The following is a 26,196-nucleotide window of genomic DNA, read 5'->3' as shown; positions in this document are numbered from 1 at the left end:
TCGAAAACATTCCCGCCGACGCATCCACCAATAACGCTGACGCCGCCGACGCCGTGCCCGTGGCGGCCCCTGATGGGCCCCACACCGCCGCTCCGGACACCGACCCCACGCCGGACACCGATGCCCGTGTGGAGGCGGTGTGGGCGGCGCTGAACGCCGAGCCGGGCGCGTCGGCCACGATGATCGGGGCGGCGGCCGGGCTGAGTCGGATGGTCGCGGGCAAGATCCTCAACCAGCTCGAGGCTGACGGACGGGCCCGCCGCGAGTCAGGCACGAACGACGGTCAGACGCGAGGTCGCTCAGCTGACCGGTGGTACCCCATCGCCGCCGACACGTTCGCCTCGGTCACCCCGGACATCGGAACGCCGGATGCCACGCCCACTGCGCCGGACGCTGATGCCTGGGGCGCTGACACCGGTGAAGGTGATGCTGTGGCCGCATCAGATCCTGATGAGGAGGCGCTCCAGGCCACCATCGACTCGGCCGCCCTCAACTCGGAGGACCCGACCGACGAAGAGGGCCCGATCGAGGGGACGCATGGTCAGCCGGACCGGGCAGACGACGAGTTCGCACCGGACCAGCATGCAGATGAGGGCGAAGCGCTGATGGAGCCGGTCGCGGACGATCCGGCCTGGGACCAGGCACGGGCCGAGCTGGCGGAGCTCGCCCACCTGTTGAACGGGGTCATCTCGGCGAAGGACGAGGGCAACGCCGTGATGGCGCTGGGGTGCCTGGAGATGGCGATGGCGAAGGTCGCCTCGGCGCACCGTAACGCGCGGGCGGTGCTGACCGGCACCGACCCCGGCCCGGCCCGGGGCGGGGGCGCCGCCCGCCCGGGCACCGGTGGCGGCGCGGGCGGCGGGGTGCGGCCGAGCGCGCTACGGGACCGGGTACACGCGCACCTGACCGAGTACCCGGGCAAGGACTTCACCCCGTACGAGATCGGCAAGGTGCTGGACGCCTCGTCCGGCGCGGTGGCCAACGCATTGGACCGGCTCGTCAACCTCGGCCAGGCGACGCTGACCTGTGAGCGGCCCCGCCGGTTCGCCCTCACCCCCAACGCGTCCTGCGCCGACACGGCCAGCGACGCCTGAACGGGATGCGCGGGCGGGCCGCTTCCCCACCGGCCCGCCCGCCCAGCCCGCCCGCCCGGCCCCGCGCACTGAGGGGCCGGACCGCACCCGCATCACCACCCCGTCCGTCATCGCGTCTGTTTCGCATGCCCACACATCAGAAAGGCCCTGTCATGGCTCACGAAATCGAGATCTTCGCCAACGGTTCGGCCGGGTTCGCCGCCGCCGGGAAGCCCGGCTGGCACGGGCTCGGCTACACCGCGCCCGGCCCGATGACCGCCGAGGAGCTCCTGTCGAACGCCCAGCTCGCCGGGTGGAACGTGCGCAAGGTGCCGGTCGGCCAGGTGACCGACCCGCTCACCGGCCAGCCGGTCAGCACGGACGAGGACTTCCTGGTAGTGCGCACCAACCCGGTCACCGGATCGCCCGAGCGGCTCGGCCGGGTCGGCCGGGAGTATGAGGTGCTGCAGAACGAGGAGGTCACCGCGTTCCTGCAGACCCTGGTGGATGAGTCCGGGGCGGTGTTCGACACCGGCGGGTCGCTGAACAACGGGCGGCGCATCTTCGTCACCATGCGGCTGCCCGAGCCGCTCATGGTCGGCGGGTTCGATCAGATCGACCTGTACCTGGCGGCCTTCTCCCGGCACGACGGGTGGGGGTCGTTCGTCACCGTGGCGACCCCGGTCCGGGTCGTGTGTGCGAACACCGAACGGGCCGCGCTGGCCAATCACGCCTCGAAGTTCACCGTCCGGCACACCGGCCGGATGGCCGGGCGCATCGCCGAGGCGCGCGATGCGCTGAAGCTGACCTGGAAGCACGGCCAGGCGTTCGCCGCCGAAGCCGAAAAGCTCCTCGCCACCCCGATGGACTTCGCCGAGTTCCGCCAGTTCACCAACGTGCTGTACCCGATCCCGGCGGGCGCGAAGGACCTGGCGCGCAAGAACCGCGAGCTGACCTTGCGCCAGCTGGAGCACCTGTTCGCCCACGCGGCCACGCAAGAACCGATCCGCAACACCCGCTGGGCCGCCTACAACGCGGTGACCGAGCGGCTGGACCACCGCAGCCCGGTGTTCGGCAGCCGTGACGTGGCGGCCGTGCGGGCCGAGCGGGCGCTGCTCGACGACCACGACCACGCCAAGATCAAGACCCGCGCGTTCTGGCTGCTGTCCACCGCCTGACACACCGCCCCGGGTGTCCGGTACGGCACGAGCGCGGGCCGTACCGGACCCCACACCGCCACCCGGCACCGTGCCGGAGCCCGCCCCGGAAACCCGGCCGACGGCCCGTTGCCACCCGGCCGAGACACCCCTCGCCCCACATCCGTCATGAACCGATTCCCGAAGGAGAGCGTCATGGGACGACTCGAAGACCTGGCCATCCACAACGCCAACGCCGCCCGCTGGGAACTCAACGAGGCGCTCACCCGCATCGCCTCCCTGGACGAGGAAGGCACCCTGCACGACAAGGACCTCGGCCGCATCGCCTACGCCTACCAGCGGCTGTCGTGGTGGCATCAGGTCACCGACCTGACCCACGACAGCGAGGAACCCGTGGACGGCGGCACCGCGCTCCTGACCGTACGGCAACGCGCCCAGCAGTTCCTGATCAACGCGCGCCCCGCGACCAACGGCGGCTTGTTCGTCCTGGCCATGGCCGAGTCCCGCCGAGGCGGCGCACGGGCCTTCCTCGACGCGACCGACAAGCTCGCCGAGGCACTCGCCCTCCCCACCGATCACGACACCCGGCCACACCACACCGCCATGCCAACCAGCGCGACCGACTCGGGCTCGGCCGATGACCACCGTCCATGACGCAGTACGTCACTGTCCGCACGCCGACGCGCCGCGACAACCAGCAGGGCCACGACCCCCGAATGGACGGCCCGCCCAGGCACTCCAGCCTCCTCGCCGATCACCATCACCGACGAAAGGACATGCGAATGGATGACCTCGGCCAGACCAAGCCCCTCGATCCGACCAGAGAGCCGGGTGACGTCACCCTGGCACCCGACATCAGCCCGGCACAGGAGGCGCAGATCCGAGTCTCCTGCGATCAACTGACCACCGAGAAGATCTCGGCCACCCGTCACACCTTCTACGCCGCAGCAGCCGAGGCGATCGTCGCCTTGCAGAACGGTCAACGGCTCAGCGGTGAGCACCTGTTCGCCGCCGCCCACGCCCAAGCCTCACGCACCTGGTGGGATCTGGTAGACGAGGAGATTGCCAGCAAGAAGCTGACCTCCGATCACGCGCTACGGCGGGTGCGCTCACGGGCCCGCCACTCGCTCACCGAGGAGCCTCCTGTTGCCCGCCCGGGCACGTTGTTCGATCACGCTCTCGCTCACGCCGCACGCATCGCCGCCCGCGACTTCCTCCACCACAGCGGCCACCTCCTCACCCAGCACCTCATCCACCAGGCAAACGATCCCGCCCCTGCTACGCCTGCCGCTTCCGGTCACCAGACCCCGCCTTCGGCGGTGGCGGGGCCATGACCCCGCAGCCACTCGTGAGCTGGCGGCATCTCCCAGAGGAAGGAAGTCGATCTCATGAACCACTTCGAGCAGCATCGTGCCACCGGCGCGCCACCCGTTTCCCTGGAGGCGACCATCGAGCAGGCCCGCAACCTGCGCCAGCAGCACAGCGAGGACATCTTCCGGCGTCTCGGCCGGGGCGAGCGACTGACCGCCGAGCAGCTCTATGACACCCTGCGCGCGCAGACCCTGTGCATATGGTGGCTGCTGGTGGCCCGGCACGTCTCGTACACCGATGGCGGAGGCTCACAACCGGCTCAGAGCGTGGCCAGGTTCGTCTCCTGGATCCGGCCCTACGCCAACGACCCCACCCCGCCCCTGCCCGCCACGGGCGCCGGAGCCCTCGGCATGGGCAGCTCGCACGCGCTCGCCCTGGAACACCTCAACCGCAGCCTGGAGCTCATCCGGCAAGACGCCGCCCGCCTCTTCCTCACCGAAGCCGAGAAGTTCACGCAAGCCGGCTCCACGCAGCAGCTTCCCGGCGACTCGACCGGGCGGGAGGCAATGGCATGAACCGCCACAGCGTGACGGCTGATGATGCGCCAGCCTCGAACGGCCCTGGATCAGGCCGGGTGGACAGCTCCTCCGTGGAGTTCTTCCAGATGCTGGCCTGGCGGTGGAATGTAACGGCTGCCAAAAAGCTGACCAAGGGCCGAACCCCGGCTGGTCGGATCGAGACCAGGGAATGGGCGGGAATGCTCAGGCTGATCGTCATCAACGCCGAGCACGCCGCCCAGGTGGACCTGTCCGAGCCCCTGATCATGGCCCCGGTCCCGAACGGCGGCATGCTGATCATCGACGGCTGGCACCGCCTCCACAAGGCACTGAACAGCAGCGTGCCGGAACTGTCCGCTGTGGTGCTCACAGCCGAGGAGGAACTCGCCTGCCGGATGTTCGGCGGGGACAAGGGGGAGGGCTACATCCGGTAGGTCCCGCCCCGGTGGCGTAGGAGGCATGCCCCGGCCAGCACATCCGTAGTGTGCTGGCCGGGGCACACCTCCTGCACCACCGGTGCGCCGGACTATCGCCAGACAAGCTCTCCCCTCGTTAGAAGTCAGAGGTGCGGCGCTGTTCGAGCTGGTGGCGGAGGCGGCCGATCTTGACCCATCCGCTGGGAGTTTCGACCTTCCAGAAGTTCCAGCCATTCTGGGGTCTGCCGGTGAGCTCGTGAGCGGGTGTGGAGAGAGAGGGATACTTCTTCTTCTGGCCGTTGTAGAGGATCGAGCCATCGGCGGCGACGACGGCGGAGCCGGGGTGCTTGCGGGAGGCGGCGACCAGTCTGGTGCCGGGGGCGAGAAGGCCCGCCTGAATCAGGTCGAGGACAGTGATCTTGCTGCGGTAGCGCTCAGAGCGTTGACGCTGCTCGCCGGTTTGCTCCGGCGGGGGTTGCGGGGGCATGCGCTGAGGCAGCGCCTCCTGGTCCGGCTGGAGCTGCGCGATGTGCGGCGTGTGCGGAAGGAGCGTGAGGCCGGGGTCGACGTGATGGCTGAGAGCATGGAGCAGGGTGATGATCGGAGGGACGCAGGTCTGCATCCCCGCCTGGTCTTTGGGGGAGAGGGTCAGGTCCTGAGGCCGTTTGCCATTGTGGAGGCGAATATGAGGCTTGCCGGCGAGCAGGTCGTAGAGGTGTCCCTCTAGCCACCCGGCTTGGCTGGTGTGGAACGGCTCATCGGTGTTGCGACGGATCAAGACCGCTCGATACCAGTGGTCGCGAGCCTGAAGGTGATCGCGGAGCCGCCTGCTCAGCGTCCCTGGTGCTGCCATCCCCACGTACGCCCCCCACCGGCCCAACGCGTCGGGCCGGTCGAGGAGTACATAGGCGCCCGTGACGTCCCAGGAGCTAGACAGGTGGGTGGCGTGCGCCCGCTCGACCACTGCCATGTGGATCACGGAATAGTCCGACCTGACCTCGATCGGAGCGCCCATGCCCTGGGGCATCCACATCGTGAAGGGTGCACATGCGGCGTGCGCTACGTCCATGGCGGGGGTCTCCTGGATCTAGAGGTCACTGAAGAGCTTCCCGGACAGTATCGGCCTCATTCCGTACCGTAACTATGAGTCTCAGGAAGAACGCGCAGCTCACTCCGGCGATAGTCCCCAAACGTAGACGTCGCTGCGGTCGTGGCCGCGATGGTCAACGTGGGTCGGGCTGGCTGGTGGGGCGGGTAAATCCGACCAGATCCGCGCGGTGATAGGTGTCGATTCTGACGACGCTGCGGCGGTTGGGAGCGTGGATCATCTGACCGCCTCCAAGGACAAGGCCGACGTGTCCGGGGCCGTCGGCTTGCATGTTGAAAAAGGCGAGGTCGCCGGGCTGCTCTTGTCCGGAAGGGATGGGTGGTCCGTGTCTCCATTGGTCGGCGGCGACGCGGGGGATGGTGATGCCGGCTGCTTGGTAGGCGCGCATGGTCAGGCCGGAGCAGTCGAAGCTGTTCGGTCCTTCGGCGCCCCATAGGTACGGCTTGCCGAGCTGGGCATGGGCGTACGCGAGCACGGCTGTGGCCTGCTCGCCGGGAATGAGCGGGACGCAGCTCCCGGCGAGGGCATCAACCAGGCGTTGGGCGAGCGGCTCCCACCGGGCATAGGCGTCGGGGCGGGCGGAGCGTTGGACGGCCTGGGCGGCTCGGGTGAGCGGAAGCTGCTCCCAACGCCGCACCGTGATCAGGTGGTCGTAGAAGGTGCCGGTGGCGTGGCGGGGATCGAGGATCTGCTCGGGGGTTCCCCAGCCTTGCGAGGGGCGCTGCTGAAACAGCCCCAGCGAGTCGAGGTGCCCGTAGCGCAGATTGCGAAGCTGCGATTCTTGCAGGGCGGTAGCGATCGAGATCACTGCTGCCCGTGCGGGCAGGCCCCGCTCCATCGCGACCTGGACGATGAGGGCGGCGTGGGTCTGCTGCTCGCTGTCCATGGCCACGGCGCTGGAAGTGATGCCGGTGGAGGCCGGGGCCGCGACCGGGGCGCCCTCCGTGCCGCTCGCTGTGCCGGATGGAATCGCGCAGGCGACGCTGCCGGGTGTTCCGGAGGCGGTCAAAATACTGGTAGCGGCTGCGATGAACATCGAGACAAGGAGCAGCAGGAGAGCGGCGCCGGCCGCGGCGACCTTCACCTGCTTTGAGCTTTAGGAGGAAACCGGCTGTCGTCGTAGGAGTCGCGGTCGCTGGTGGTGGTGGGTTGTTCTGGGCTTCGGCCGAGGGCGAGATGCGGCCAGGCGTTGCTCAGTTCGCCGAGCCTCATCCGAGACTGGCCTGCTCTGCTGGGGAGGGGGAGCCAACAGGGCCCGGCGGGGCCATCGTCGAGGTCTGTCTGGACGGCGGTGGCGATGGGCATCTCGGTGGCCTTGATGACCGCGCGGAGATTGGTCTCGCGGGCTCGGCTGGGCAGCCAGAACAGCACCGGGGTGGTGATCTGCGTAGCGTCGGCGAGATCGGTGTAGGCGGCGAGTTTGTCGGCGACCTTGGCCAGGGTCATGCTGCCGGTGTCGTGTTCGAGGAAGAAGTCGATCTGGTGGCCGTGCTCGTACCAGCAGCCGAAGGCGTCTGGACGGGCGAGGCCGCCCCAGATCTTGGCGCACTGCTTCTCCGACAGCCACGCCCTCAGGTGAGCTTCCGACGTGTGACGGGCCAGGTGGAGCAGGGCGACGAAGAAGTCGTTGACGCCGATCTGGTGGCCGCTCTTGTCCGAGACAGAGATCGACATGGCCAGGTCGGGGTGGTAGCCGAGCTCCTTGACGGTGGTGTGGCCGCGCAGGGCGAGCAGTTCAGCTCCGGTGCGGCCGAGCACCCAATGGTGCGGGGCAGAGCCGCCGTAGGGGGTCCAGGGCCGGTAGCGGGTGATGGTGTGCAGCTTGTGCAGGATGCCCAGGCGACGGCGCGTGGGCTGCGGTTTGGTGAAGAACATCCGTTGGAGCTGGTGCGTGGTCAGCACGCGGTGATGGAGAAGGTGCTCCAGGATCTGGTAGTCGCGCGGAGTGAGCCGGGCGGCGACGTTGGCCATGGCGGCGGCGTCGAAGCGTGGCAGGCCGAGCGGGATACGAGCGGCGGGCATGACGGGAACTCCTTGCAGGTGATGGTGCTGGGTGTGTGCGTGGCGGTGGTCAGGCGGATTCTTCGTGGTGACCGGGAGGTCCGTTACGCAGGTCTTTGCGCAGGTCAGATAGGTGATCTGGCTGGCGGCGTGGCGTGCGGGCGGGGCGCTGGGCCGCGTCGCCAGGTTGGGTGAACTGCTCGCGGGAGGCCTGCCGGATCTCCTCCGCGCGGCCCTCGACCGGGGCAGGGAGGGGGCGGGTGCGCAGGGTGAAGGCGATGGTTTGCTGGCCGCCGATGACGAGGCGGGCGGCGGCTTGGTAGGCGCCCAGGTGCGTGAGGTCGTGCGGGGTGATCAGTGGAGCGGTGTGGTGTTTGAGGTCGTTGGCGTCCTTGGGTGAGGCGTTGAAGTAGATCTTGTTGCGGGCGTCGGCGGACAGGGCCTCGCGTAGGTCGTTCGGGAGCTGGTCGAGGTGCTGGTGAGCGAGGACCAGGGAGAGACGGTAGCCGCGTGCCTCGGCCAGGACGTCGTTGATGTGGCCAGGCAAATTCAGGAAGTTGTGACACTCATCGATCACGAGTGAGGCGTCCGGCCGGTCGACTTCGGCGAGGTGGGAACGGCGAGTGGTGGCCTGCCAGGTGTGGGCGAGCAGGATGGAGCCGAACAGCCGGGCGGCGTCGTCGCCGAGGATGCCTTTCGGGAGCCGGGCCAAGATCAGGCCGCCTTGGTCGAGGAGGCGGCCGATGGGCACGGTGGTGTCCGGGCTGGCCAGGGCTTGCCGGACGAAGGGGCGGAGCAGGACGGCGCGGAGTTTGTTCATCACCGGGCCGATCACGGTTGCTTGTCCGGCGGGCGTGAGGGCTTCGTAGGAGTCCCAGAAGCCGGCCAGCAGGCTGTCCTCCAGTCGCGGGACGATCTGGGTGCGGAAAGCTTGGTCGGTGAGGAGCCGGGGCACGTCGGCGAGGGTCGCTTTAGGGCCCAGGACGCTGGTCAGGGTGAGGCAGGTGGAGCGGAGCAGGTCGTCGACGCGTGGTCCCCAGGCGGTGGAGAAGCAGCGGTGGAAGATGGTCACGACGGAGTCGACGGCGAAGGCGGGGTCGTGCCCGGCGAGGATGTTGATCGACGGCGGCGGGGCGGGGTCTTGCGGGTCGAACACCACCGTCTTGCCTACGGCGCGTTGCGGGAGCCGGTTGAGGATGTCGGTGATCAGGTCGCCCTTCGGGTCGATGACCAGCGCGCCTCGGCCTGCGGCTGCGTCGGCGAGCACGAGGTTGGCGAGCAGGGTGGATTTGCCGACGCCGGTGCCGCCGAGGACGTGGGTGTGGTGGCGGGCGTCGGCCACGGGTAGCGCTATGGGGCGTGGGGGGCCGCTGTCGGCGTCGCCCAGGATGCGGGCGGTTCCGCCCTGCGTGGTGCGCGGTATGGCCGGGGACGGGGCGATGGGGCGGGCTCCGGCGCGGGTGATGCCGGGGGCGTCGATGTCCCAGGGCAGGTGGGCGAGCGCGGCCAGCTCGGCCACCGACAGCAGGTAGCCGGAGTCGAGGCGGCGCGAGCTGATCACGCGGCGGGCGCGCCAGAGGCGGGCTCGGCGCAGGTACTGGTGGCTTGCGGTGTAGAGGGCGAAGACGCTGGCCAGGGTGTGCGCGTGGCCGCGTAGCCAGCCACGGGCCAGCTCGGCAGGCTCGCGGCGGACTGGCGTCGTGGAGAGGGGTTGGCGGCTGGTGGCGACGGCGTAGCGGATGGCTACGGTGTAGCGGGGCTGGCCTGCCTTGGCGAGGATGGCGCGGACTTGTTCGGCGCGTTCGGGGAAGTCGCGGGCCAGGTCGCTGGGCCGGTGGTGGTCGCGGGCATTGGGCAGGGAGAGGACCTCGTCGCAGACGCGGCCGAACAGGCGGCGGCTTCCTCCTCCGCGCAGATGGGCGGCTGCTCGGTAGGCGTGGCGCAGGCGACGGCCGGTGGTGGGGCGGGCCAGGATCTGGACGATGGTGTGCTCGCCCTCGCGGAGTCCGCCCATGGCCTCCAGCAGCGAGCGGACGGGATCGTGGTCGTGGTCGGTCTTGAGCGGAAGGTGCTCGGGCGCGGCCAGCATCAGCCGCCCACCCGCGACCTCGGTCTCTGCCGGTAGGGGCGAGGTGGCGGGGCTGGTCGTGGTGGTGGCGCCGGGCCAGGCGGCGTGGACGGCCTTCTCCACGATGCCGGGTGGGATGGTGCCGGGGACCCATAGGCGGATCCGGATGCCAGCGTCGCTGCCGTGGTACTCCCACACCAGGTGCGGCTGGCCGGCGAAGGTGCGCCTCCATGCGGGGCGGAGCAGGCCGACGAGCTGCCGCCACAGCACCAGTGCGCCCTCCGGGTCGCTGCGGGGTGGGCTGGAGATTTCGATCAGGCGGGCTTCGGGGGTCATGCCCGCGTGGTGGAGCCAGCCGAGCAGGTAGCGTACGGCGGCCGTCACCGTCCAGACGGCGATGAGGGCCAGGGCGAGGCGGGGGCCGTAGGTGAGGGCGAGTTCGGGCAGGCGGGCGGGCAGCTCGGCCAGGAAGTCGAGGGTGGTCTGGACATCGTGGTCGTCGATGTCGCAGAGCAGGCAGGGCCCGCTGTGGTCAGGTGACGGGTGCACGGTCATAGCGGGTCGCTCTCCTCGTCCTGGTGGACTTCGCTGATCTGGATGGCGCCAGGTGGAGCCGCCGGTGGGTGGGGTGGCGGATCGTGTTGCTCGAGCTCGGCGAGTTGGGCTGGGTCCGTGGTGACCAGGGCCGTCTCTGCTGGCGAGGCGACGATGTTGAAGGCGATGCGGCTGGCGGGGCCGGCGACCAGGAGTGCTTCGCCGCGTTCGGCGGTGAGCAGGAACTGGCGTTCGCCATCGGTCAGGTCGAAGGCGTCGCCGACCACGCCGATGGCCTGGGGTGCTTGGCGGAGCAGGATCTGGCTCGCGGCGTTGGCCACGATCGCCTGGCCGAGCTCGGAGCCGAGCAGGTCGGCGGCGTCCTGGGTGACGACGGCGAGCCCGGCCCAGTGCTTGCGCGCGGCCTTGGCCATCCGGAACAGGAAGCGGGCGCCCTCGGGTTCCTTCATCAGCAGCCAGGCCTCATCCACGACCACCAGGCGCTTCTTGCGGTCGCGGGGGTTGGCCACGCGCCGCCAGATGGCATCGAGCGCGAGCAGGGTGCCGACGGCTTTCATTTCCTCGGGCAGGTCCCGCAGACAGAAGACGGTCAGATGCCCGGCCGGGTGGGTGGTGGTGGGGCCGTCGAACAGCTCCCGGTAGGAGCCGGTCACGTACGGGGCGAGCTGCGCGGCCAGTTCGATCCCCGCCTGCCCTTCCGACTCCTTTCTGGTAAGCGTGGTGACCAGATCGGCGAGGAGCGGCGCGGGCCGCGTCCAGGTGGCGGGATCGCGGGTGATCCCGGCGGCCTGGTAGGTGGCGATGATCGCCGAGTCCAGGGCCGCCCGCGCCTGAGCGGTGAGCTTGGCGCCGCCGAGCATGGTGGCGATCAGGGTCTGCAGGAACATGGCCCGCCGGGACAGCACGTCGTCCTGCGAGCCGTGGCTGGCGGGCAGGTCGAAGGGGTTCCACCGCACCCCGGCGGCGCCGAGATGCAAGCGGGTGCCGCCGACGGCGTCGGCCAGCCGGGCGTATTCGTCTTCGGGATCGACCACCGCGACCTCAACGCCCTGATACAGCAGGCGCAGGGCTTCGAGCTTGGTGAAGAAGCTCTTGCCCGCACCGGAACGGGCCAGGACGACGGAGTTGTGGTTGTCCTGCGCGTAGCGGTCCCACACCACGACGCCGGAGCTGGTGGCGCTCAGCCCGTACAGAACTCCGCTCTCACCGGCGGTCGCCGGGAGGTCGGGAGAGGTGAACGGGAAGGCCGCCGCCAGCGCGGTGGTGTCGAACGTCCGCGTCGCGCGCAGGGAGTCGACGCCGAGCGGCAGGCTGGTGGTCCAACCTTGCAGGGCACGAAACGTCGCCGGTTGCGCATCCAGCAGCAGCGATGAGGCCAGCGCCCGGACCCGCTCCACCTCGGCGGCCAGCTCGGGCTCCGTAGCGGCGGTGATGGTCAGGTAGAGGCCGACCTTGAACAGCCGGCCGTGGCCTCGGGCGAGGCTGTCGGCCAGGTCGGTGGCGTCGTCGGCGGCGGCTTCGGCGGCGAAGTCGGCCAGGCGGCCGTGGGCGGCGTCGGAGCGGCTGGCCGACTCCAGGCGGGCGAGCTGGCGGCGCAGCCGCATCGCGGCGACCTGCTGCGGGATCGGCTCGATGTGCAGGGAGACGTCGAGGTGGCCGGGATAGGTGAGCAGTGGCTCGAGCCATCCCGCGCCGACCTCGCGTGGGTAGCCGGTCACCGCGAACGATGCGCACACGGCATCGGGCAAGGTCAGTGTTCGGGCACCGACGTGCGCCGACCCCGGATGTAGGAGAGGACTGGGCTGGTGCTCGCGGGTGCGTCGGCCTAGCTTCACGGCGTGCTCCTGGTAGCGGTGATCAGTTCGTCTGGGAGGGCTCGGCCGAGCGGGTGCCGGCCTCCGGGGTCGAGACACTCGGCCAGCGCGTGGCTGGCTGCGTCGGCGTCCAGAACGCGGGCGGCGACACCCAGCGCGGCCAGGCTGCGCTCGGCTTCGGCGGCCCGCCGCAACACGACGGCGGCGCAGGCGTCCCGGCGCACGGAGCGTCGTCCGCTACTGGTGGCGGGGTGGTCGCGGAGCACGATGAGCACTTGCCGGGACAGCAGCTCGCGCGAGCTGTTCAGCTCGGCCAGATATCCGGCGTGCTCGCGGGCGGCGTTGGCCAGCGCGGCGTGTGGCAGCACCTCCGCTTGCTGCTCGACGGTCCCGGCCAAGTCGGACAGGTCGGCGCGGCGGGCGCGGGCGAGGATCTGCACGGGCGCTTCGAGCGAGTTCAGCCACCGGCCGAACGCCCCGACCAGGGCCGCCTGCTCGCTGGTGGTGCGCAGGTGGAAGGACAACGTGCTGGTCTCGACGAGAGCGGCGACGCCGCCGTCGGAGAGTTCGAGGGCGCCGTCGGTGCGGACTGCCCGGACCGGCAGGCGCAGCGGGGAGGGCAGCTGGCCGCGCACCCGGCACCACCGGGGTGGCTCGGCGACCCCTTCAGATGCGGACACCAGGTGCTTGCGGGCGCACGCGTGGAGCAGAGCGGCCAAGGCGAAGCGGTCCAGGCTGAGTCCGTCGCGTCGCCCGAGGGCGATGGTGAGGCCGAGCGCCAGCAGCGGCAGCACAATGGAGGCGAGGATGATGACGGGCAGGAGGCGATGGAACAGGTAGTAGATCGCGGCGGCGATGCCGCCGGTCAAGGTGACGATGAGGATCTGGCGGAAAGTCAGCCCGTAGGCGATCTTGTCCGGGGTGTTGATGTCGGCAGGGATGCGCGCGACAAGCGGCTCCGGCTCGTTCATCGTCCGTCACCTCTGCGCGTACGGTTCGGCGGCGGATCAAGGCGGAGCAGCAGTTGCCGGGGCCGGGCCGGGCGGGTGGGCATGCCGGGCAGCATCGGCTGACTCCAGGGCGGTTTCGGTCGGATCCATGGGCCTGTGCGCGCGGCCGGGGGAGGGGGTGTGGGCTGGCGTGGCACGCGGGTGACCGGGAACGGCAAGGCGAGTTGGCGTCCCTGCCCGCCTGCGGATCCTGCCCGACGAGCGCCTGTAGCCGGTGTGGGCGGAAGATTGAGCGGGAGCTGGAGCTGTTGATGGCCGCGCTGGCCGGACGGGTTGGGCGTGTTCACCGATGCTGTTCCTCCCGTGCTGGTAGGTCGGCCTGTCGGTCGCGCTCCCGGCGGTCCGCCGCGCGGTCGGGCGGGGCGGCCCGCGCCTGGCCTGCCGGGAGGCCGATGCCGCCTGCTCGAAGCGCTTCTCGCCGCGCGGGCGGCTCTGCCGTTCCTGACCAGGGCAGTTCTGGCCAGGCCCATGGTTTTGTAGACGATCAAGCTTTTGACCAGGCGGGTCAGCAGCTGGGGTTGGGCGGGCTGCCAGACGGAGCGGGCCACCCAGCCGGGAATCTTGATCAGCAGGAACAGCAGGCCGATCAGCACCAGGGTGTCGATGGCGCGCGTGACGATCGGTTTCACGGCCGCCAGGACCGGTTGGTCGGGGCCGGTGGTGAAGGCGTCGGCGGCGTCGGTGAAGTACACCTTGAACGCCAGAATCAGCACCAGCGCCTGCAGGACTTGCATGACCAGGACGCCGGTGAAGGCGCGCCACCACAGCCTGGCGATGTGCTCGGTCTGCGGCAGCGCGTGACACAGCAGCGCGAGCGGCGCCGCGATCATCAGGAACAGCAGCAGCGCGATCCGCACGACCGCGATGAAGGCCAGGATGAGGCCCATCACCACCGCGATCGCGACCATCCAGATGAAGAACATCTGCGGGGCCGCCAGCTGCCCGACCGGGTTGGCGAGCTTGTTGGCGATCAGGTCACCGGCCCGCCGTGCATCCACGCCGTCCCCGAGCAGCGCGGCGACCAGGCCGTTGGCCAGCTCGATGGCGTACTGGCAGACGGTGAGCGAGAAGTTGAGCGCGATGGCCGCGACGACCACGCGGGGTGCGACCTCGGCTGCGGTGGTGGAGGTCTGCACGCTCCCGTACGCCATCATGATCACGCCGCCGGCCAGCACGAACAGCGCCAGCAGCGCGTTGGCCACCACCCGTACGTGCGCGGACAGCTCCTGCACCCGCTCGACCATGTCCGGCGGCGGCGCGGACAGCAGCAGCGTGCCCATGGTCTGGAAAGCGGGCTGGATCGCCTCGGTCACGATCGAGCCGAACCAGCCGTTCAACGCACGGTTGATCTTGCAGCCGAAGTCCAGCCAGCCGCACTCCTCCGCCCCGCCGCCCGGCTGCGGCGCCGGCTCGGCGGCGGGCGGCTGCCCCGCGGCCGGAGAGGTGGGTCCGGAGCTCGGGTGCGGGTGCGGCGGTGGCGTGAGCATCGGCCCCGTCGGAGTGGACGGCGTCGAGGTAGGAGTGGGTATGGCGGGCGGCGTGGGCTGGGAGTTCGCCGTGGGCGAGGGTGCTGATGGCGGGTCCGGTTCGGCGGCGGCTTGGATGGCGGTGACGGTGAGCGTGATCGCGACGATGGTGAGGAGCTGCGCCAAGCGGCGCGGGACGGGCCGGAGCATGTTCGCCGTGGGTGGGCGCGGCGGCGGGTGGCGGGTCACGGTCAAGCCCCGACGATGCCCTTGAGGACGCTGACCAGCAGCGGCGCCAGGACCGCGATGCCGTAGCCGAGCGCGGCGTAGCGCAGGGTCTTCTTGGCCGCCTCGACCTCGCCCGGGTCGCCGCCGGCCAGGATGTAGCGCACCCCGCCCACGGTGAGGAACAGGGTGGCCAGGGCGACCAGCAGGCCGACGATGACGTTGCGCAGATTGTCGATAACCGCGTTGAGCGAGTCTGGCCCCTTGCCGCCGTCGGCGAGCACCTTGGTGGGCAGGCTTGCGGTGGTGGCCTGGGCGAAGTGGGCCAGGGCGAGTTCCAGCAGGGTGCCGAGCGTCACGGCGGCGACGATGACGGCGGTGATGAGCAGGCTCTTGCGGGTCGTGAAGCGGGAACGTGGGATCACGGCTGCCTCCTGGGCAGATGGACAGGAAATTCGAGGTGGAAGGCAGCGCGGAGGCCCGGGCCCGGGCGAGGCCGGGTGGGCGTCCTCCTTCGAGCGATGGGTGCGGGTGGCGTTCCGGTGGTGACAGGAACCGGTGGCCGGGTGCGACCTGTCCGGGACCGGTGCCGTCCGCGCTGCCTTTCACCTGCTAAAAGACCGGGGTCAGGGGCCGAAATCAGACACCGGGGTCAGCGGAATTTGCCCGTTCATGACGGTCGGTCTCAACGGATGACGGAAAGCCGGGGCGGAGGTTCACTTTGCGTTGCCGGACAGCGAGGGCTCACCGCTGAGCAGGGCCTGGCGAAGGCGCGCTTCGGCGCGTTGGCGGCGTTTGAGCTCAGTGCAGTACAGCAGGCCGCGGGCCCGGCAGTAGGTGCTGAGCGAGATGCTGTCCAGGCGGGTCATGGAAATCAGTTCGGCCGCCTGCGCGGTGATGACGCCCAGCTCGACCGCCCGCTCTAGCAGCTCGTCGGCGTGCCCGGACGGGTAGCGCAGCGCCTGCCGGCCGTCGCTCATCTCCGGCTCTGGCAGCAGGTCGGCTCGGTCGATAGCGCGGGCGCGCAGGACGGCGAACTGGGTCAGCCGCGAAAGCCGCAGCACCAGATGCGACCAGGACAGCTCCACCCGGCCCAGCGCCTCCATGAAGCAGGCCAGCATCTCGGCCTCCAGCTCCTCGCGCTCGACCGGGAGGGTCTGGTTGAGGGTCTTGAGCAGGCGGCGCAGCATGGGAGCCGCGAGCGCGACGGCGGCCACCATCCACGCTCCCCGGTGGGTGCGGGCCTGTTCGATGAGGTGCCGCCAAACCTCGTCGCGGGTCGCCCGGGAACAGGACGGATGCAGGAGGAGGGTGCCGAGCTCATCGAGCGGGATCGGCCGGGCGGGCAGACCGGGCCCGAGGGCGGTTCCGTCCACGGCCAGCGGCTGCGGTCCCTGCATGAGCAGCCGGAAGGCACGCTCGGCCAGATCGAGCGGACGCCCCTGCGCGGACGCTGTCGAGGCGTCGTGCGAGCTGTCCGTCATGCCGAGACAGGTCTCGCGAGCAGTCGCGGCGGCCGGAGTGGCGGCGTCGGTTGAGCGGGTGTCGTACATGGCAGCCCCCGAAGACAGGTGAGCGGATCGGATGCTGCTCATGCCGCCAGAGGCCCCGTACAGGAACCGGACATCTTCCGGGCACACTTCGGCCCGGACAAAGATCACCCAAAGACTGAGAGAGTACGCCGAAAGCGTGGCTGACCTGCGGTAACGCGGCTCTGGGGAATGTCTCGATGGCGCAGAGCGGCGGAGGCCGGCCAGTGTCCGAACCTCGACCGAAAACGGCCTGACCTGGCAGAACAGCGCCAGGCCGAAATCACGAGGTCAAAAATGTTCCAACGCTGCCGCACCGCCTTGCAGCGGACGGCGCGAAGGCGGCGGGACGCTCAGACGGGCTCGGTGAAGGGAACCCCGCCGGTACGCTCGACGGCGGCCAGCGCCTGCTCCACGTGGTCATAGGCACGAATGGCCGGCATGGCGCCAGTGATCTCCAGGATCCGAGCAACGCGAGGCTGCAACCCGGCCAGGTGCACGGCGCCGCCGCGAGCCTGGGCGAGGACCGCGGCGGCGAGCAGCACGGCCAGCCCGGAGCTGTCCAGGAAGGACAACCTGCTGGCGTCGATGATCAGGTGGTCGTCGAGGCTGCGGCGTACCAGGTCGATGTAGTTCTCCAGCTCACGGGAGGTGGTGATGTCCACCTCGCCGTCGATCGTGATCACGCTCACGCCCGGCAGATATCGGTGAGTCAGTCTCATGGCAGCCTCCACATACGCGGCGTCGGTGCAGGGGGATCGAGCAACGTTGCGATGGCGACTTCGGCCGTGGGATGGATGTTGAGGGCATCCCATACCTCGGTGATCTGCAGCAGGCGGGCAGGCAGGTCTTGTACGGCGGTCAGGTGCAGGGTGCTGCCCTGCTTGCGTACCTCGGCGTGGACGCGGAGCAGGACGTGCAGGCCGGTGCTGTCCATGAAGGTGAGGTCGCCAAGATTGAGTACCACGGGCCGGCGCGGCTGCCGCATCCGGCCGACATAGGTCTCCAGATCGTCGGCGTTGGTCGCGTCGAGTTCGCCGCCGACCGTGATCACCACGCCGAGGGGGAAAGGGCGGCAGTCAAGGCGCAAGGACGTCACGCCGGCCTCGCCAGGTGCTGGGCGTGAGGAGCTGAGCGATGGCGATCATCACCGTCTCGAAGGTAGGCCCCGCTGGTCCGACGGCGTCAGTGCCGTCACGGTCGAGAGTAGAGGGGGACGCCGGTGCAGGATAGCCAGATCGTCCTGCGGTTTTCAGATGCCGGGTGTATCGATTCCGTATGTCTGGGATGTCCGGCGAAAGTGCAGGGCCGTTGACGGTGCTCGTGGAACATTGATCCGATTCGGCCTTTCTCGCCCACCGTGGCCGCGTGCTTGCCCCGCGACACTGAGATGCGCGTACGGGATCTCATCAAATGCGAACCCGGGCCGACATGCGGTGTTGAGGTCGTTGTCCGGTTTCTGTCCGGACGTAGTCCGGATCGTGTACGGAACTCCGAGCTCCGAAATACCCGCCAGCGTCGGGACTGGGATGGGGTCCGATGAGGTGGAGTCCTCTTCGAGCCGTAAGACGGCCGAGACAGGTGACGGATTCTTTGCTTGTCGTCGTGTCCCAAATCGGTCCTGGACACCGGTATTTAGCTGAGTGACAGGAACCAGCCCGCCCGGGTGATCGGGCCACATCATCGTGACACCACCTGCACCTGCCGACCGCTCCCACACCGCCCGCCCGCTCGCTCCCGCCCAGACCGTCCGCGAGGTGGACGCACGCCATCTGCCGCTGAGCGTCTGGCCGGCTGCCGCCGACACCGAAACCGTTCCCGCCTGCCGCACCGGCTGCTGCGTCCCGGTGAGTGGACCGCTGGCCCGTCACCTGGTCACCGCATGCACCCGGCTCGGCGACCTCGTGATCGACCTGGACGCCGCCGATCACCACGTGATCTCCACCGCTTTGGTCATGGGCTGCCAGGCCACCGCCACCATCACCGACCCCGGCCTGCTCACCGTCATCGGCAAGACGCTGGCCAGGCTCCATCCCGACCACGACCTGGAGGTGGCCGACCTCCGTCTCACCCGACCCGACACCTGGCCCACCGACATTCAAGATCTCATCGGGACTGCCGCCTTGGTCGTACGCACTCACACCTGCCCGTACCAGCGAGACGCACGAGCGCCCGAATCGGCAAACCCGACCAACCGGACGACAGTTGACCTGGCCGAATCGGCGGCGCTGTTGAAGCCCGGAGGCCACCTGGTCGTCGTCACCGGCCTACACCGGCACGGGCACGAACTCCTCGACCCGGCCCCAACCCTGATCGCCACGGCACAACGGGCGGGGCTGTTGTACCTGCAGCACATCGTCGCCCTGCGCATCCCGCTCCGTGGCGCGTCCATCGAGCCGCCGATCACCTGGGGGATGTCGAAGACCGGTACACCCGTCGCCGGCCTGCCCGTCAGCGCCCGCGTGCACAGCGACGTATTCATCTTCACCAAACAGCGCCCCGACAGCTCCCCGCCCACGTCCGGCTCCAGGAACACCGACGATTCAGAGGATCATCCGCTGCTGGGCGAGCAGGCCTGGCTGGAGGGAGAGCAGGCATGACTACGACGACGACCTCGGTCTGGGCGACGGGCCAGCAGCCGTCCCGCTCCCAGCGGCAGGGCCGGTACCTGCCGGAATCTATGAAGCATCCAGGCAAGATGCTGCCCGCGATCGCCGCCCAGGTGATCGACACCTACACCCGGCCGGGCGACCTCGTCATCGACCCGATGTGCGGGATCGGCACCACCCTGGTCGAGGCCGTGCACCTGGGCCGCGACGCTGCCGGGGTGGAGTACGAGCAGGGCTGGGCCGAGCTCGCCGTCGCCAACCTCGCCCACGCCCGCCGCCAGGGCGCCACCGGCACCGGCACCGTGTTCGCCGGGGACGCGCGCGGCATCACCGGCCTGCTGCACGGCCTGGCGGGACAGGCAGCCCTGGTGCTCACCTCCCCGCCGTACGGGTCGGCCACCCATGGCCACGTCCGCTCCACTCGCGACAGCGGCCAGCCCGGCATCCGCAAGCACAACCAGCGCTACTCCCGCGACCGTGGCAACCTTGCCCACCAGCGGCTACCGGTGCTGCTGGACGGGTTCGCCCAGATCCTCGCCGGCTGCACCGAACTGCTGCGGCCCGGCGGCGTGGTCGCGGTGACGGTACGCCCGTACCGGCAGCAGGGCGAACTCATCGACCTACCCGGCCACGTGCAGAAGGTCGCCGCGCGAGCCGGACTGGTGCTCGCCGACCGGATCGTGTGCCTGCTCTGCGGGCTCGGCCACGGCAAGCTGCTCAACCGTGCGTCGTTCTTCCAGATGCACGAGGCCCGCAAGGGCTGGACACGCGGGCTGCCCATCCACGCCACCGCCCACGAAGATCTGCTGATTCTCGTCAAGCCGTTGATGGTCACCGACACCGGCGACATGAGCAACCAGCCGGCACAAGTAGCTGGAGAACGCGGCCAGTCCATGGGAGAACGTCGATGAACGATCAGACACTCGCGACCGTGCGTGACACCGCGGACTCGACGAGGCCAGCGCATCGGCAGGTGGTCGGCAGGGCGAACGGGCAGCTCGTGCTCAGCCTGATGGAGGCCGCTCGGCTCCTGGGAATGGGACGGACGACGGCGTACCGGCTGGCAAGAGCCGGTACGTTCCCCTGTTTGGTGCTCAGGATCGGTGGCCGGTACGCAGTCCCGCGGCACGGACTGCGGATACTACTGGGCTATGACGATTCCCACGACGCCTGCGAGGAAGGGCAGGAAGAAGCCCGGACGGCTCGGGCAGGGTGAGGCTGATGCCGGCCACCGGCTCCGGTTGATGAAGGGTGGGCTCGCTGCAATTCTTCGCGGGCCCACTCCCTTCCTGAGGCGCTCGTCTTACAGCCAGATATCCATTTTCGGGTTGCCGCGCTGGCACTTCTCCGCATGCATCAGGAGCAGTTGCAGCCAGACCGCCCGAGCCCGCGGGTGGCAGCCTCGGGCGGTCTCCTCAAGATCGCCGAGAGAGCTCCGGCGCAGGATCACGTACTGGCCGCCTTCGCAGAGGAACTGGTAGGCGTCACAGCAGCAGATGCCCCTGATCCGAGCCGCGTTGCCGGTGTAGCGGTGGTAGGGCCTCCACTCGATCATGGTGCTACGCCCGCAATGTAGGTAGGTCAGAGGCGTGGCCAGGCCCAGCTGTCAGAAGACGGTGTGGCAGGCGCAGGCTCCTGTCATTGACTGGTCGTCGATGAAGGGCCGGCCGGCTCGAACGATCGCCACGGACATGCTCGTCGCAGGGGTGCGGCAGGCTCCCGTTGAGTCGTATCCGTCCGTGACGCTCAAGGAGGTGGTGGCGGGGAAGGCCATGCCACCGCCTCCTCTCAAGCTGGCCAGCCCCAGGCGGCATCCAGCACTCCTTCCTTACCGTGTCCCGATCGAGCGCTCATGCCGCCAGCTCGACACCTCCCCTTAGGCGGGGAGCTCGCCCGGCTGCATGTTTCGGCAGGAGCGGCCGGGCGAGGTTCCCCGTTGGTCACAGCGCGGGGCGTGGCGGCCCGTGAGGTCACGCGCTGTGACGACGTCCATGCAACCCGGCGTCAATGCCTGCCGTACACGGCGTGGCCTGTACGTTTACCGATTCGCAGCGCGTATCGCGACGGCGGGCTGGTCGTTTGCTGGTCGTTTCGGTGATCGACTGGAGTGACGGGTTTCGGCGGCGCACACTGTGTGGTCCCCTGGACGGTGAGGGAGCGTGACACGCGGTGAACCAGCCCGAACGGCAAACCGGCAACGGCCGTCCCGACCTCGTCCGGGCGCGCGAACGCAAGGGCCTCACCCAGGAAGAGGCCGCCGAGCTGATCGGCGTCGCGGTGACAACCTGGGCTCGCTGGGAACGCGGCGAGCAGAAGATGCGGCCCGCCTACCGGGTTCGCATCGCTCGCGCGTGGCACGTACCGGTGGAAGAAGTGGAACGCTGGCTTGCCGTCCCCCACCCTGTCGCGGAACCGGCGCCCGATGTGGACGTGAATGGGCTCGCGGTGGGTTGCTGCGCCGAGTCGGCGGCCCGGTTGTGGAGGTGGGAGATCGACACGTCACGACGACAACTTCTGGCCGCGCTGCCCTTCACCCCGACGGTGCTGGGCGAATGGCTGCTGTCTTGGAGCTTCGACCCACCCGTTGCCGCCCCCGGCAACGTAAGCAACGTACGCGTCGGGATGAGCGATGTACGAGCCATTCAAGAGGCACATGAGGCCTTCACTCGTATGGATCACCAATTCGGAGCCGGACTGGTCCGTCCGGCGGTCATCGACTTTCTGGCCTCGAAGGTGGCTCCGCTCCTGCGCGGCAGAGCAGACGACGACGTCCGGACGGAACTGTTCACGGCCGCCTCACAGATGACCCGGCTGGCGGGATGGATGGCGTTCGATTTGTCCCGGCACGGCCAGGCCCAGCAGCACTTCGGTCAGGCGTTGAAGCTGGCCAAGCAAGCCGAGGACGGCCTGACAGGCGCCTGGGTCCTGGCCACCCTCGCCCAGCAGGCCTGTGACCTTAGCCAGCGCCGCTGGGCCATCCGCCTGGCCGGCGCGGCCGTCGAAGCCGCGGACAAGGCCGAGGCTCCCTCTCAGATGACGGCCGAACTCCTCGTCCGCCAAGCTCGCGCCCTCGCCGTTCTCGCCGACATCGACGGAGACCGACCCGATGCCTACACGATCGGCGAGGTGGGCCGGCTGCTGACGAAGGCGGAGACCGCCTTCGCGCGTGACACCACCGGCCGCGGCCCCTCCTGGAACGACAGCTTCGACGCAGCTGAAATGGCCGCAGAGGTCGGATACTGCTGGCAACTCCTCGGTGAGCACCAGCGCGCCGTCATCCACACCGAACAGGCCCTGCAAGGCTTCGGGACCGACTTTCCGCGCTCGACCCAGTTCAACCAGATCCACGCCGCCCGCTCCTACCTCGAACTGGGCGAGCTGGACCGCGCCCTGGACTACGCCTGCCAAGCCGTCCCCGCCACCGGCACCCTCGCCTCCACCCGCGCCCGCACCTTGATGGACGACTTCACCCACTGCCTGAAGCCGTACCGATCCAACCGGCACGTGCGCGACTTCGAGGACTACCGGCACACCCACTCACCCAGCTGAACAGGCACCTGCGATGGCCACTCCGCCCCTCGACGCCGCGGCCGCGCTCCTCGGCCTGAACGCCGACGACGCGCTGCTGCTGCATCTACGCGCCAACGCCGTTTTCCACCTGCCGAACACCAAGGTCGTGCTCCGGCTGCGGCACGCCCCCGGCAACCACCACGCCCAGAACCGCCTCCGCGCCGCCATCCTGACGACCCGCTGGCTGGCCGCCCAGGGCTTCGCCACCATCAAACCCCTGCCCATCGAACAACCCGTGACGGTCAACGGCTGGATCGCCACCGCCTGGCACTACGTCAGCGGCCCCGCCACACCCGCGCCAGAAGCGCAAAACCTGGCTGCGCTCCTGAGGACCCTGCACGTCGTCCGGCCGCCCAGCCCGGCACCGGCCCTCCAGCCGCTCGGCACCCTGCGCTCCGACCTCACCCGGCACGCTGCTGTGCTCTCTGACCAGCATCGTTGCTGGCTGCTGCGCCGCTGCACCGAAATTGAACGGGCCTACCGCGATCTGGACCGTCCACTCGGACAGGGGTTACTGCACGGCGACGCCCACACCGGCAACCTGTTCCGTGACCATGACCGCTGGGTGTTCGGAGACTGGGACTCCATAGCCTACGGGCCCCTGTTGTCCGACCTCATCCCCTCGATCATGGAACACCACCGGTTCGGCCGACCCCGGAGCGACTGGGTCAGTTTCTGCCGCCGCTACGGTGTCGACCCGGACCTCGAACATCACCCCGCCGCCGCCACCCTGCGCACGGCCCGCGAGCTACGCTCCCTGGCCGCCTACCTTCGCGCCAGCGACCAGCCGAACGTACGCGCAGAGCTCCTTCGCCGCTTGACCAGCCTGATCAATGGCAATCCGGCCACTTGGCGGGCTGTCTGACAACCGAGGGTGCCGAAACGTCGCTCTTGCGCCGATCACCCGGTCAGCGGTGGCTGACCGGCGTCAGGTGAGGCTGCTTCGTGAGATCCAGATCGAGGGACGGCAGGTGCCGTACTTGCTGCCTTCGCACAATTTGAAGACCGTGATGCGGCTGAAAAAGGCCGAGTCGGATCCGCAGCCCCATTTGGCGCCGTTGCCGTCGACCACGGTCCACTGCTGCAGATAGGTCGTGGCGTACTCGACCCGGACAGCGCGGCCGTCGTTGGCCAGATCGCAGACCGTGATGCGCTTGCGATCAGCCGAGACCGTCACTGAGCCCCAACCAGCGTCGTTGTGCCAGCCCTCAGATGGGAAGGCTGCTGCTGGAGAAGCAGGTAGAGAGATGGCGAGCACAGCGGCCACGAGGGCGAGGCGAGGGAACACAGTCGTCCGTCCAAGGAGAGGTGCAACAACGTTGCCACTGTGAACCCGTAGCTCGTTCCGCCCTCGTAGGCCGGTGCCGTGCTGACATGCCTTGATCAACTCTTGGCCCTTACCGCACGGTGAAGGCGCGCTTTCCACAGCGAGCGACATTGAGAACGACGCCACTTGCCGGCAGAGTTCGCGATTTGGCCTGATGTTGACCGACTGCGCGGTCCGAATCCGCGGCCTGAGGTCGGTATTTCAAAGATTGAAAGGACGAGAGCGACGAAGGCCACGGATATGTGCCGCCGGGATTGACCAGCGGATATCGCTTGACGTGGGGGGCGAAGGTGGGCGTCGATACCACCGCCCCGCCGATGGAGGTCCCACGGTGCGGCCGTCATACCGCCCTGCCCGGGCACGGTGGCGGCTCCGCCGCAGGGGCCTGACATTCGGCGGGCCGGCGACCATCTGGTGCGCCAGACCGCCGAGGTCATGTCAGTCGGCGTGACGCACACGAGAAGTCACGCGAGCGAGCGACCAACGAAAGGACCAGCAGCGATGGCGAATGGCACCATCTACAAATCGTGTTCCTGCCGGGATGCGACGACGGGCAAGAAGCTCGGCAAGTCCTGCCTCAAACTCCGCCGTCCAGGTGGCAACGGCGATCGATGGAGCAGCAGTCACGGCCGCTGGGCTTACCAGCTGGAGCTGCCTCCGCAAGCCGACGGCCAGCGGCGGAATCCGCTTCGGCGAAGCGGCTTCGCCACTTTGGAGGAGGCGGAGATCGAACTGGACCACGCCCGCGACTTGCTGGCGCTGGACGAGGACCCACACGTGCGGCGGAAGATCTGCGAACTGATGCTGGCCGTCTTGAAGGACACCAAGACATTGCCCGCGTTGGAGGAAGTACGGCGCAAGGTCCGCACCCACCAAGACCTCAACCCCGCCGTTACCGTCGCCGAATGGATGACCGAGTTCCTGCGCCGTAAGCGCAAGATCGATGCCACCACACGCCGTTCCTATGAGGCGCATATCCGGCTGTACTTCACTCCCTACCTCGGCCACATCCGGCTGGATAGGCTGCGGGTGTCCGACATCGCAGGCATGTTCGACGCGATCGAGGAGTTCAACGACGTCATCATCGCTGCGCACTCCAGCGGTGATCCCGAGCAGCGGGCGAAGGTGCGGTATCGGCGACCGGTGGCTCCGGCGACGATGCACCGTATCCGTGCCACGCTGCGGCATGCGTTGAACATCGCGATCAAGCAGGATCGGTTGATCGACTTCAATCCTGCCGCGGTAGTCGAGCTTCCTGACGCCGACAGGCCAAAGGCGCTGGTGTGGACCGACGAGAGAGTCGCGCAGTTCACCGTGGATCTACAGCATCGGCTGAGCCTGGCGCAGCGGCGCCGGGGTGGCGATCTCGGTCGCGCTGCCGAGGTCAATCTTTATGTGGCCACGCCCCGGCCGTCTTCGGTGATGGTCTGGACTCCGGCTCATACCTCGGTCTTCCTCGCTCACGCGGCCTCGCACCGGCTGTTCGCGCTGTACCGGTTGATCGCCCTGCGAGGCCTGCGCCGAGGCGAGGGCGCCGGTCTACGCTGGAAGGACGTCGATCTTGACGCGGGCACCGCAGGAGTGCACTGGCAGATCACTCAGCTGGGCTGGCAGACCATCGAGGGCAAGCCGAAGACCGAGGCCAGCGATCGGGTGATCGCCCTTGACACTGACACCGTCACCGTCCTCCGCAGACACAGACGCAGCCAAGCCGCCGAGCGACTGGCAGCGGGGGAGGCGCGGGTCGACAGCGCGTTCGTGTTCACCGACGAGCTAGGTCGGCCGCTACATCCCCAGCACGTGAGCGATCAGTTCTACCGGCTGGCGTATGAGGCCGGCCTGCCGCCAGTACGGCTGCACGACCTGCGCCATGGCGCGGCCTCGTTGATGCTCGCCGCCGGAGTCGACCTGAAAGTTGTGCAAGAGACCCTCGGCCACGTCTCGTCCACCTTCACCCGCGATACCTACACCAGCGTCTACCCGCAGGTCGCCAAGGCCGCGGCCGAATCAACTGCCGCGCTCATCGACACCACGGCTGACAACCTTCGCCACGCCCGGCTGATCACCCTTCCTGGGCGAAACGCAGGCACCACCATTCGCTGAGCCGCGGGGCCGAAATACTCATCCTGGAGGGGTTTGTCCAAGCAGGCCCCTCCAGGATGAGTCTCGGGAGATGATTCAACCGCGCCCCAGGCCGCTGTCCCGCCAGGCCCGAAAACCTCGCGAGGAGCCGGCCGAAGGCGGGGCGAGTCGGGCCTGCATGATGCTGATTCCACCTTCGGCGAAGAACATCGCCTTTCAAGTCTGGTAGCGGACGCCGGGTCGATGTCGATAGCTCGGGGTACCTGCGCCGGTTCGCTTCCCGGCCCGACCGGGTCGTCGGCGGTGACGATGAGCTAG

General features: G+C 69.0%; 25 protein-coding genes. 12 read left to right on the top strand and 13 right to left on the bottom strand.

The window, feature by feature from the left end; all coding sequences use genetic code 11:
• Positions 1 to 431: 431 nt before the first annotated feature.
• From HCN51_RS39315 to HCN51_RS39290, 6 genes are all read left to right on the top strand, one after another.
• Positions 432 to 1,094, top strand: coding sequence for a hypothetical protein (locus HCN51_RS39315; protein WP_168017154.1), 663 nt, complete (start codon positions 432 to 434; stop codon positions 1,092 to 1,094).
• A gap of 152 nt (positions 1,095 to 1,246) precedes the next feature.
• Positions 1,247 to 2,251: a DUF932 domain-containing protein gene (locus HCN51_RS39310; protein WP_168017152.1), complete on the top strand. Its 1,005-nt coding sequence runs from the start codon at positions 1,247 to 1,249 to the stop codon at positions 2,249 to 2,251.
• A gap of 174 nt (positions 2,252 to 2,425) precedes the next feature.
• On the top strand, positions 2,426 to 2,884 hold the full coding sequence (locus tag HCN51_RS39305; RefSeq protein ID WP_168017150.1) for a hypothetical protein: 459 nt from the start codon (positions 2,426 to 2,428) through the stop codon (positions 2,882 to 2,884).
• Positions 2,881 to 3,564: a hypothetical protein gene (locus HCN51_RS39300; RefSeq protein ID WP_168017148.1), complete on the top strand. Its 684-nt coding sequence runs from the start codon at positions 2,881 to 2,883 to the stop codon at positions 3,562 to 3,564. The genes HCN51_RS39305 and HCN51_RS39300 overlap by 4 nt, the downstream gene beginning before the upstream one ends.
• Positions 3,565 to 3,618: 54 nt before the next feature.
• The gene (locus HCN51_RS39295; protein WP_168017146.1) at positions 3,619 to 4,116 is read left to right on the top strand and encodes a hypothetical protein; all 498 of its coding nucleotides are present in this window, start codon (positions 3,619 to 3,621) and stop codon (positions 4,114 to 4,116) included.
• Entirely contained in the window at positions 4,113 to 4,532 is a 420-nt protein-coding gene (locus HCN51_RS39290) for a hypothetical protein (protein WP_168017144.1), read from the top strand. Before HCN51_RS39295 ends, HCN51_RS39290 begins: the two co-directional genes overlap by 4 nt.
• Positions 4,533 to 4,650: 118 nt before the next feature.
• Here the strand turns inward: HCN51_RS39290 and HCN51_RS39285 are convergent, their stop codons facing one another.
• The 11 genes from HCN51_RS39285 to HCN51_RS39235 form a co-directional block, all read right to left on the bottom strand.
• The gene (locus HCN51_RS39285; protein WP_168017142.1) at positions 4,651 to 5,583 is read right to left on the bottom strand and encodes a restriction system modified-DNA reader domain-containing protein; all 933 of its coding nucleotides are present in this window, start codon (positions 5,581 to 5,583) and stop codon (positions 4,651 to 4,653) included.
• Between the two features lie 154 nt (positions 5,584 to 5,737).
• Positions 5,738 to 6,706: an NlpC/P60 family protein gene (locus tag HCN51_RS60260; protein WP_168017140.1), complete on the bottom strand. Its 969-nt coding sequence runs from the start codon at positions 6,704 to 6,706 to the stop codon at positions 5,738 to 5,740.
• Positions 6,703 to 7,644 (bottom strand): replication-relaxation family protein, encoded by a 942-nt coding sequence (locus tag HCN51_RS39275; protein ID WP_168017138.1) that lies wholly within the window; start codon positions 7,642 to 7,644, stop codon positions 6,703 to 6,705. The genes HCN51_RS60260 and HCN51_RS39275 overlap by 4 nt, the downstream gene beginning before the upstream one ends.
• Before the next feature lie 49 nt (positions 7,645 to 7,693).
• Positions 7,694 to 10,246, bottom strand: a complete 2,553-nt coding sequence (locus HCN51_RS39270; RefSeq protein WP_168017136.1) for a type IV secretory system conjugative DNA transfer family protein — start codon at positions 10,244 to 10,246, stop codon at positions 7,694 to 7,696.
• Positions 10,243 to 11,964 carry a TraG/VirB4 family ATPase gene (locus HCN51_RS39265; protein WP_168017134.1) on the bottom strand — a complete coding sequence of 574 codons (1,722 nt, stop codon included), beginning with the start codon at positions 11,962 to 11,964 and terminating at the stop codon, positions 10,243 to 10,245. The genes HCN51_RS39270 and HCN51_RS39265 overlap by 4 nt, the downstream gene beginning before the upstream one ends.
• A 113-nt stretch (positions 11,965 to 12,077) precedes the next feature.
• A complete protein-coding gene (locus tag HCN51_RS39260) occupies positions 12,078 to 13,031 on the bottom strand; it encodes a PrgI family protein (protein ID WP_168017132.1) in 954 nt (317 codons plus the stop codon).
• On the bottom strand, positions 13,028 to 14,785 hold the full coding sequence (locus HCN51_RS39255; protein ID WP_487353033.1) for a TrbL/VirB6 family protein: 1,758 nt from the start codon (positions 14,783 to 14,785) through the stop codon (positions 13,028 to 13,030). The genes HCN51_RS39260 and HCN51_RS39255 overlap by 4 nt, the downstream gene beginning before the upstream one ends.
• Before the next feature lie 2 nt (positions 14,786 to 14,787).
• Complete coding sequence (locus HCN51_RS39250) at positions 14,788 to 15,186, bottom strand: pilin (protein ID WP_346433955.1); 399 nt, start codon at positions 15,184 to 15,186, stop codon at positions 14,788 to 14,790.
• A 291-nt stretch (positions 15,187 to 15,477) separates the two neighbouring features.
• Positions 15,478 to 16,314 carry a hypothetical protein gene (locus HCN51_RS39245; RefSeq protein WP_168017128.1) on the bottom strand — a complete coding sequence of 279 codons (837 nt, stop codon included), beginning with the start codon at positions 16,312 to 16,314 and terminating at the stop codon, positions 15,478 to 15,480.
• A gap of 329 nt (positions 16,315 to 16,643) precedes the next feature.
• The gene (locus HCN51_RS39240) at positions 16,644 to 17,012 is read right to left on the bottom strand and encodes an STAS domain-containing protein (protein ID WP_168017126.1); all 369 of its coding nucleotides are present in this window, start codon (positions 17,010 to 17,012) and stop codon (positions 16,644 to 16,646) included.
• Positions 17,009 to 17,347, bottom strand: a complete 339-nt coding sequence (locus HCN51_RS39235) for an anti-sigma factor antagonist (RefSeq protein WP_168017124.1) — start codon at positions 17,345 to 17,347, stop codon at positions 17,009 to 17,011. Before HCN51_RS39235 ends, HCN51_RS39240 begins: the two co-directional genes overlap by 4 nt.
• 700 nt (positions 17,348 to 18,047) lie before the next feature.
• On the opposite strand from HCN51_RS39235, the gene HCN51_RS39230 reads away from it, so the two are divergent.
• The 3 genes from HCN51_RS39230 to HCN51_RS60255 are packed head-to-tail and all read left to right on the top strand — an operon-like array spanning position 18,048 to position 20,115.
• Complete coding sequence (locus HCN51_RS39230; RefSeq protein WP_168017122.1) at positions 18,048 to 18,890, top strand: hypothetical protein; 843 nt, start codon at positions 18,048 to 18,050, stop codon at positions 18,888 to 18,890.
• Complete coding sequence (locus HCN51_RS39225; protein ID WP_168017120.1) at positions 18,887 to 19,810, top strand: TRM11 family SAM-dependent methyltransferase; 924 nt, start codon at positions 18,887 to 18,889, stop codon at positions 19,808 to 19,810. The genes HCN51_RS39230 and HCN51_RS39225 overlap by 4 nt, the downstream gene beginning before the upstream one ends.
• Positions 19,807 to 20,115, top strand: a complete 309-nt coding sequence (locus tag HCN51_RS60255; protein ID WP_168017118.1) for a helix-turn-helix domain-containing protein — start codon at positions 19,807 to 19,809, stop codon at positions 20,113 to 20,115. Before HCN51_RS39225 ends, HCN51_RS60255 begins: the two co-directional genes overlap by 4 nt.
• 87 nt (positions 20,116 to 20,202) lie before the next feature.
• On the opposite strand, the gene HCN51_RS39215 is transcribed toward HCN51_RS60255, so the two are convergent.
• Positions 20,203 to 20,454, bottom strand: coding sequence for a hypothetical protein (locus tag HCN51_RS39215; protein ID WP_168017116.1), 252 nt, complete (start codon positions 20,452 to 20,454; stop codon positions 20,203 to 20,205).
• 614 nt (positions 20,455 to 21,068) lie between these two features.
• Between HCN51_RS39215 and HCN51_RS39210 the strand changes: the two genes are divergently transcribed.
• Positions 21,069 to 22,448: an NsdA family TPR-like regulatory protein gene (locus HCN51_RS39210; protein ID WP_168017114.1), complete on the top strand. Its 1,380-nt coding sequence runs from the start codon at positions 21,069 to 21,071 to the stop codon at positions 22,446 to 22,448.
• Positions 22,449 to 22,461: 13 nt separating this feature from the next.
• Positions 22,462 to 23,334: a phosphotransferase gene (locus HCN51_RS39205; protein WP_168017112.1), complete on the top strand. Its 873-nt coding sequence runs from the start codon at positions 22,462 to 22,464 to the stop codon at positions 23,332 to 23,334.
• 63 nt (positions 23,335 to 23,397) lie between these two features.
• Here the strand turns inward: HCN51_RS39205 and HCN51_RS39200 are convergent, their stop codons facing one another.
• A complete protein-coding gene (locus HCN51_RS39200; protein WP_168017109.1) occupies positions 23,398 to 23,736 on the bottom strand; it encodes a hypothetical protein in 339 nt (112 codons plus the stop codon).
• Between the two features lie 561 nt (positions 23,737 to 24,297).
• On the opposite strand from HCN51_RS39200, the gene HCN51_RS39195 reads away from it, so the two are divergent.
• The gene (locus HCN51_RS39195) at positions 24,298 to 25,899 is read left to right on the top strand and encodes a tyrosine-type recombinase/integrase (RefSeq protein ID WP_168017107.1); all 1,602 of its coding nucleotides are present in this window, start codon (positions 24,298 to 24,300) and stop codon (positions 25,897 to 25,899) included.
• The last annotated feature ends 297 nt before the right edge of the window (positions 25,900 to 26,196 follow it).

Origin of the sequence: Nonomuraea composti (assembly GCF_012034275.1) — a bacterium.
Classification (GTDB): domain Bacteria; phylum Actinomycetota; class Actinomycetes; order Streptosporangiales; family Streptosporangiaceae; genus Nonomuraea; species Nonomuraea composti.
The sequence above is the reverse complement of the archived record's forward strand: the minus strand, read 5'-3'. Positions and strand labels throughout refer to the sequence as shown.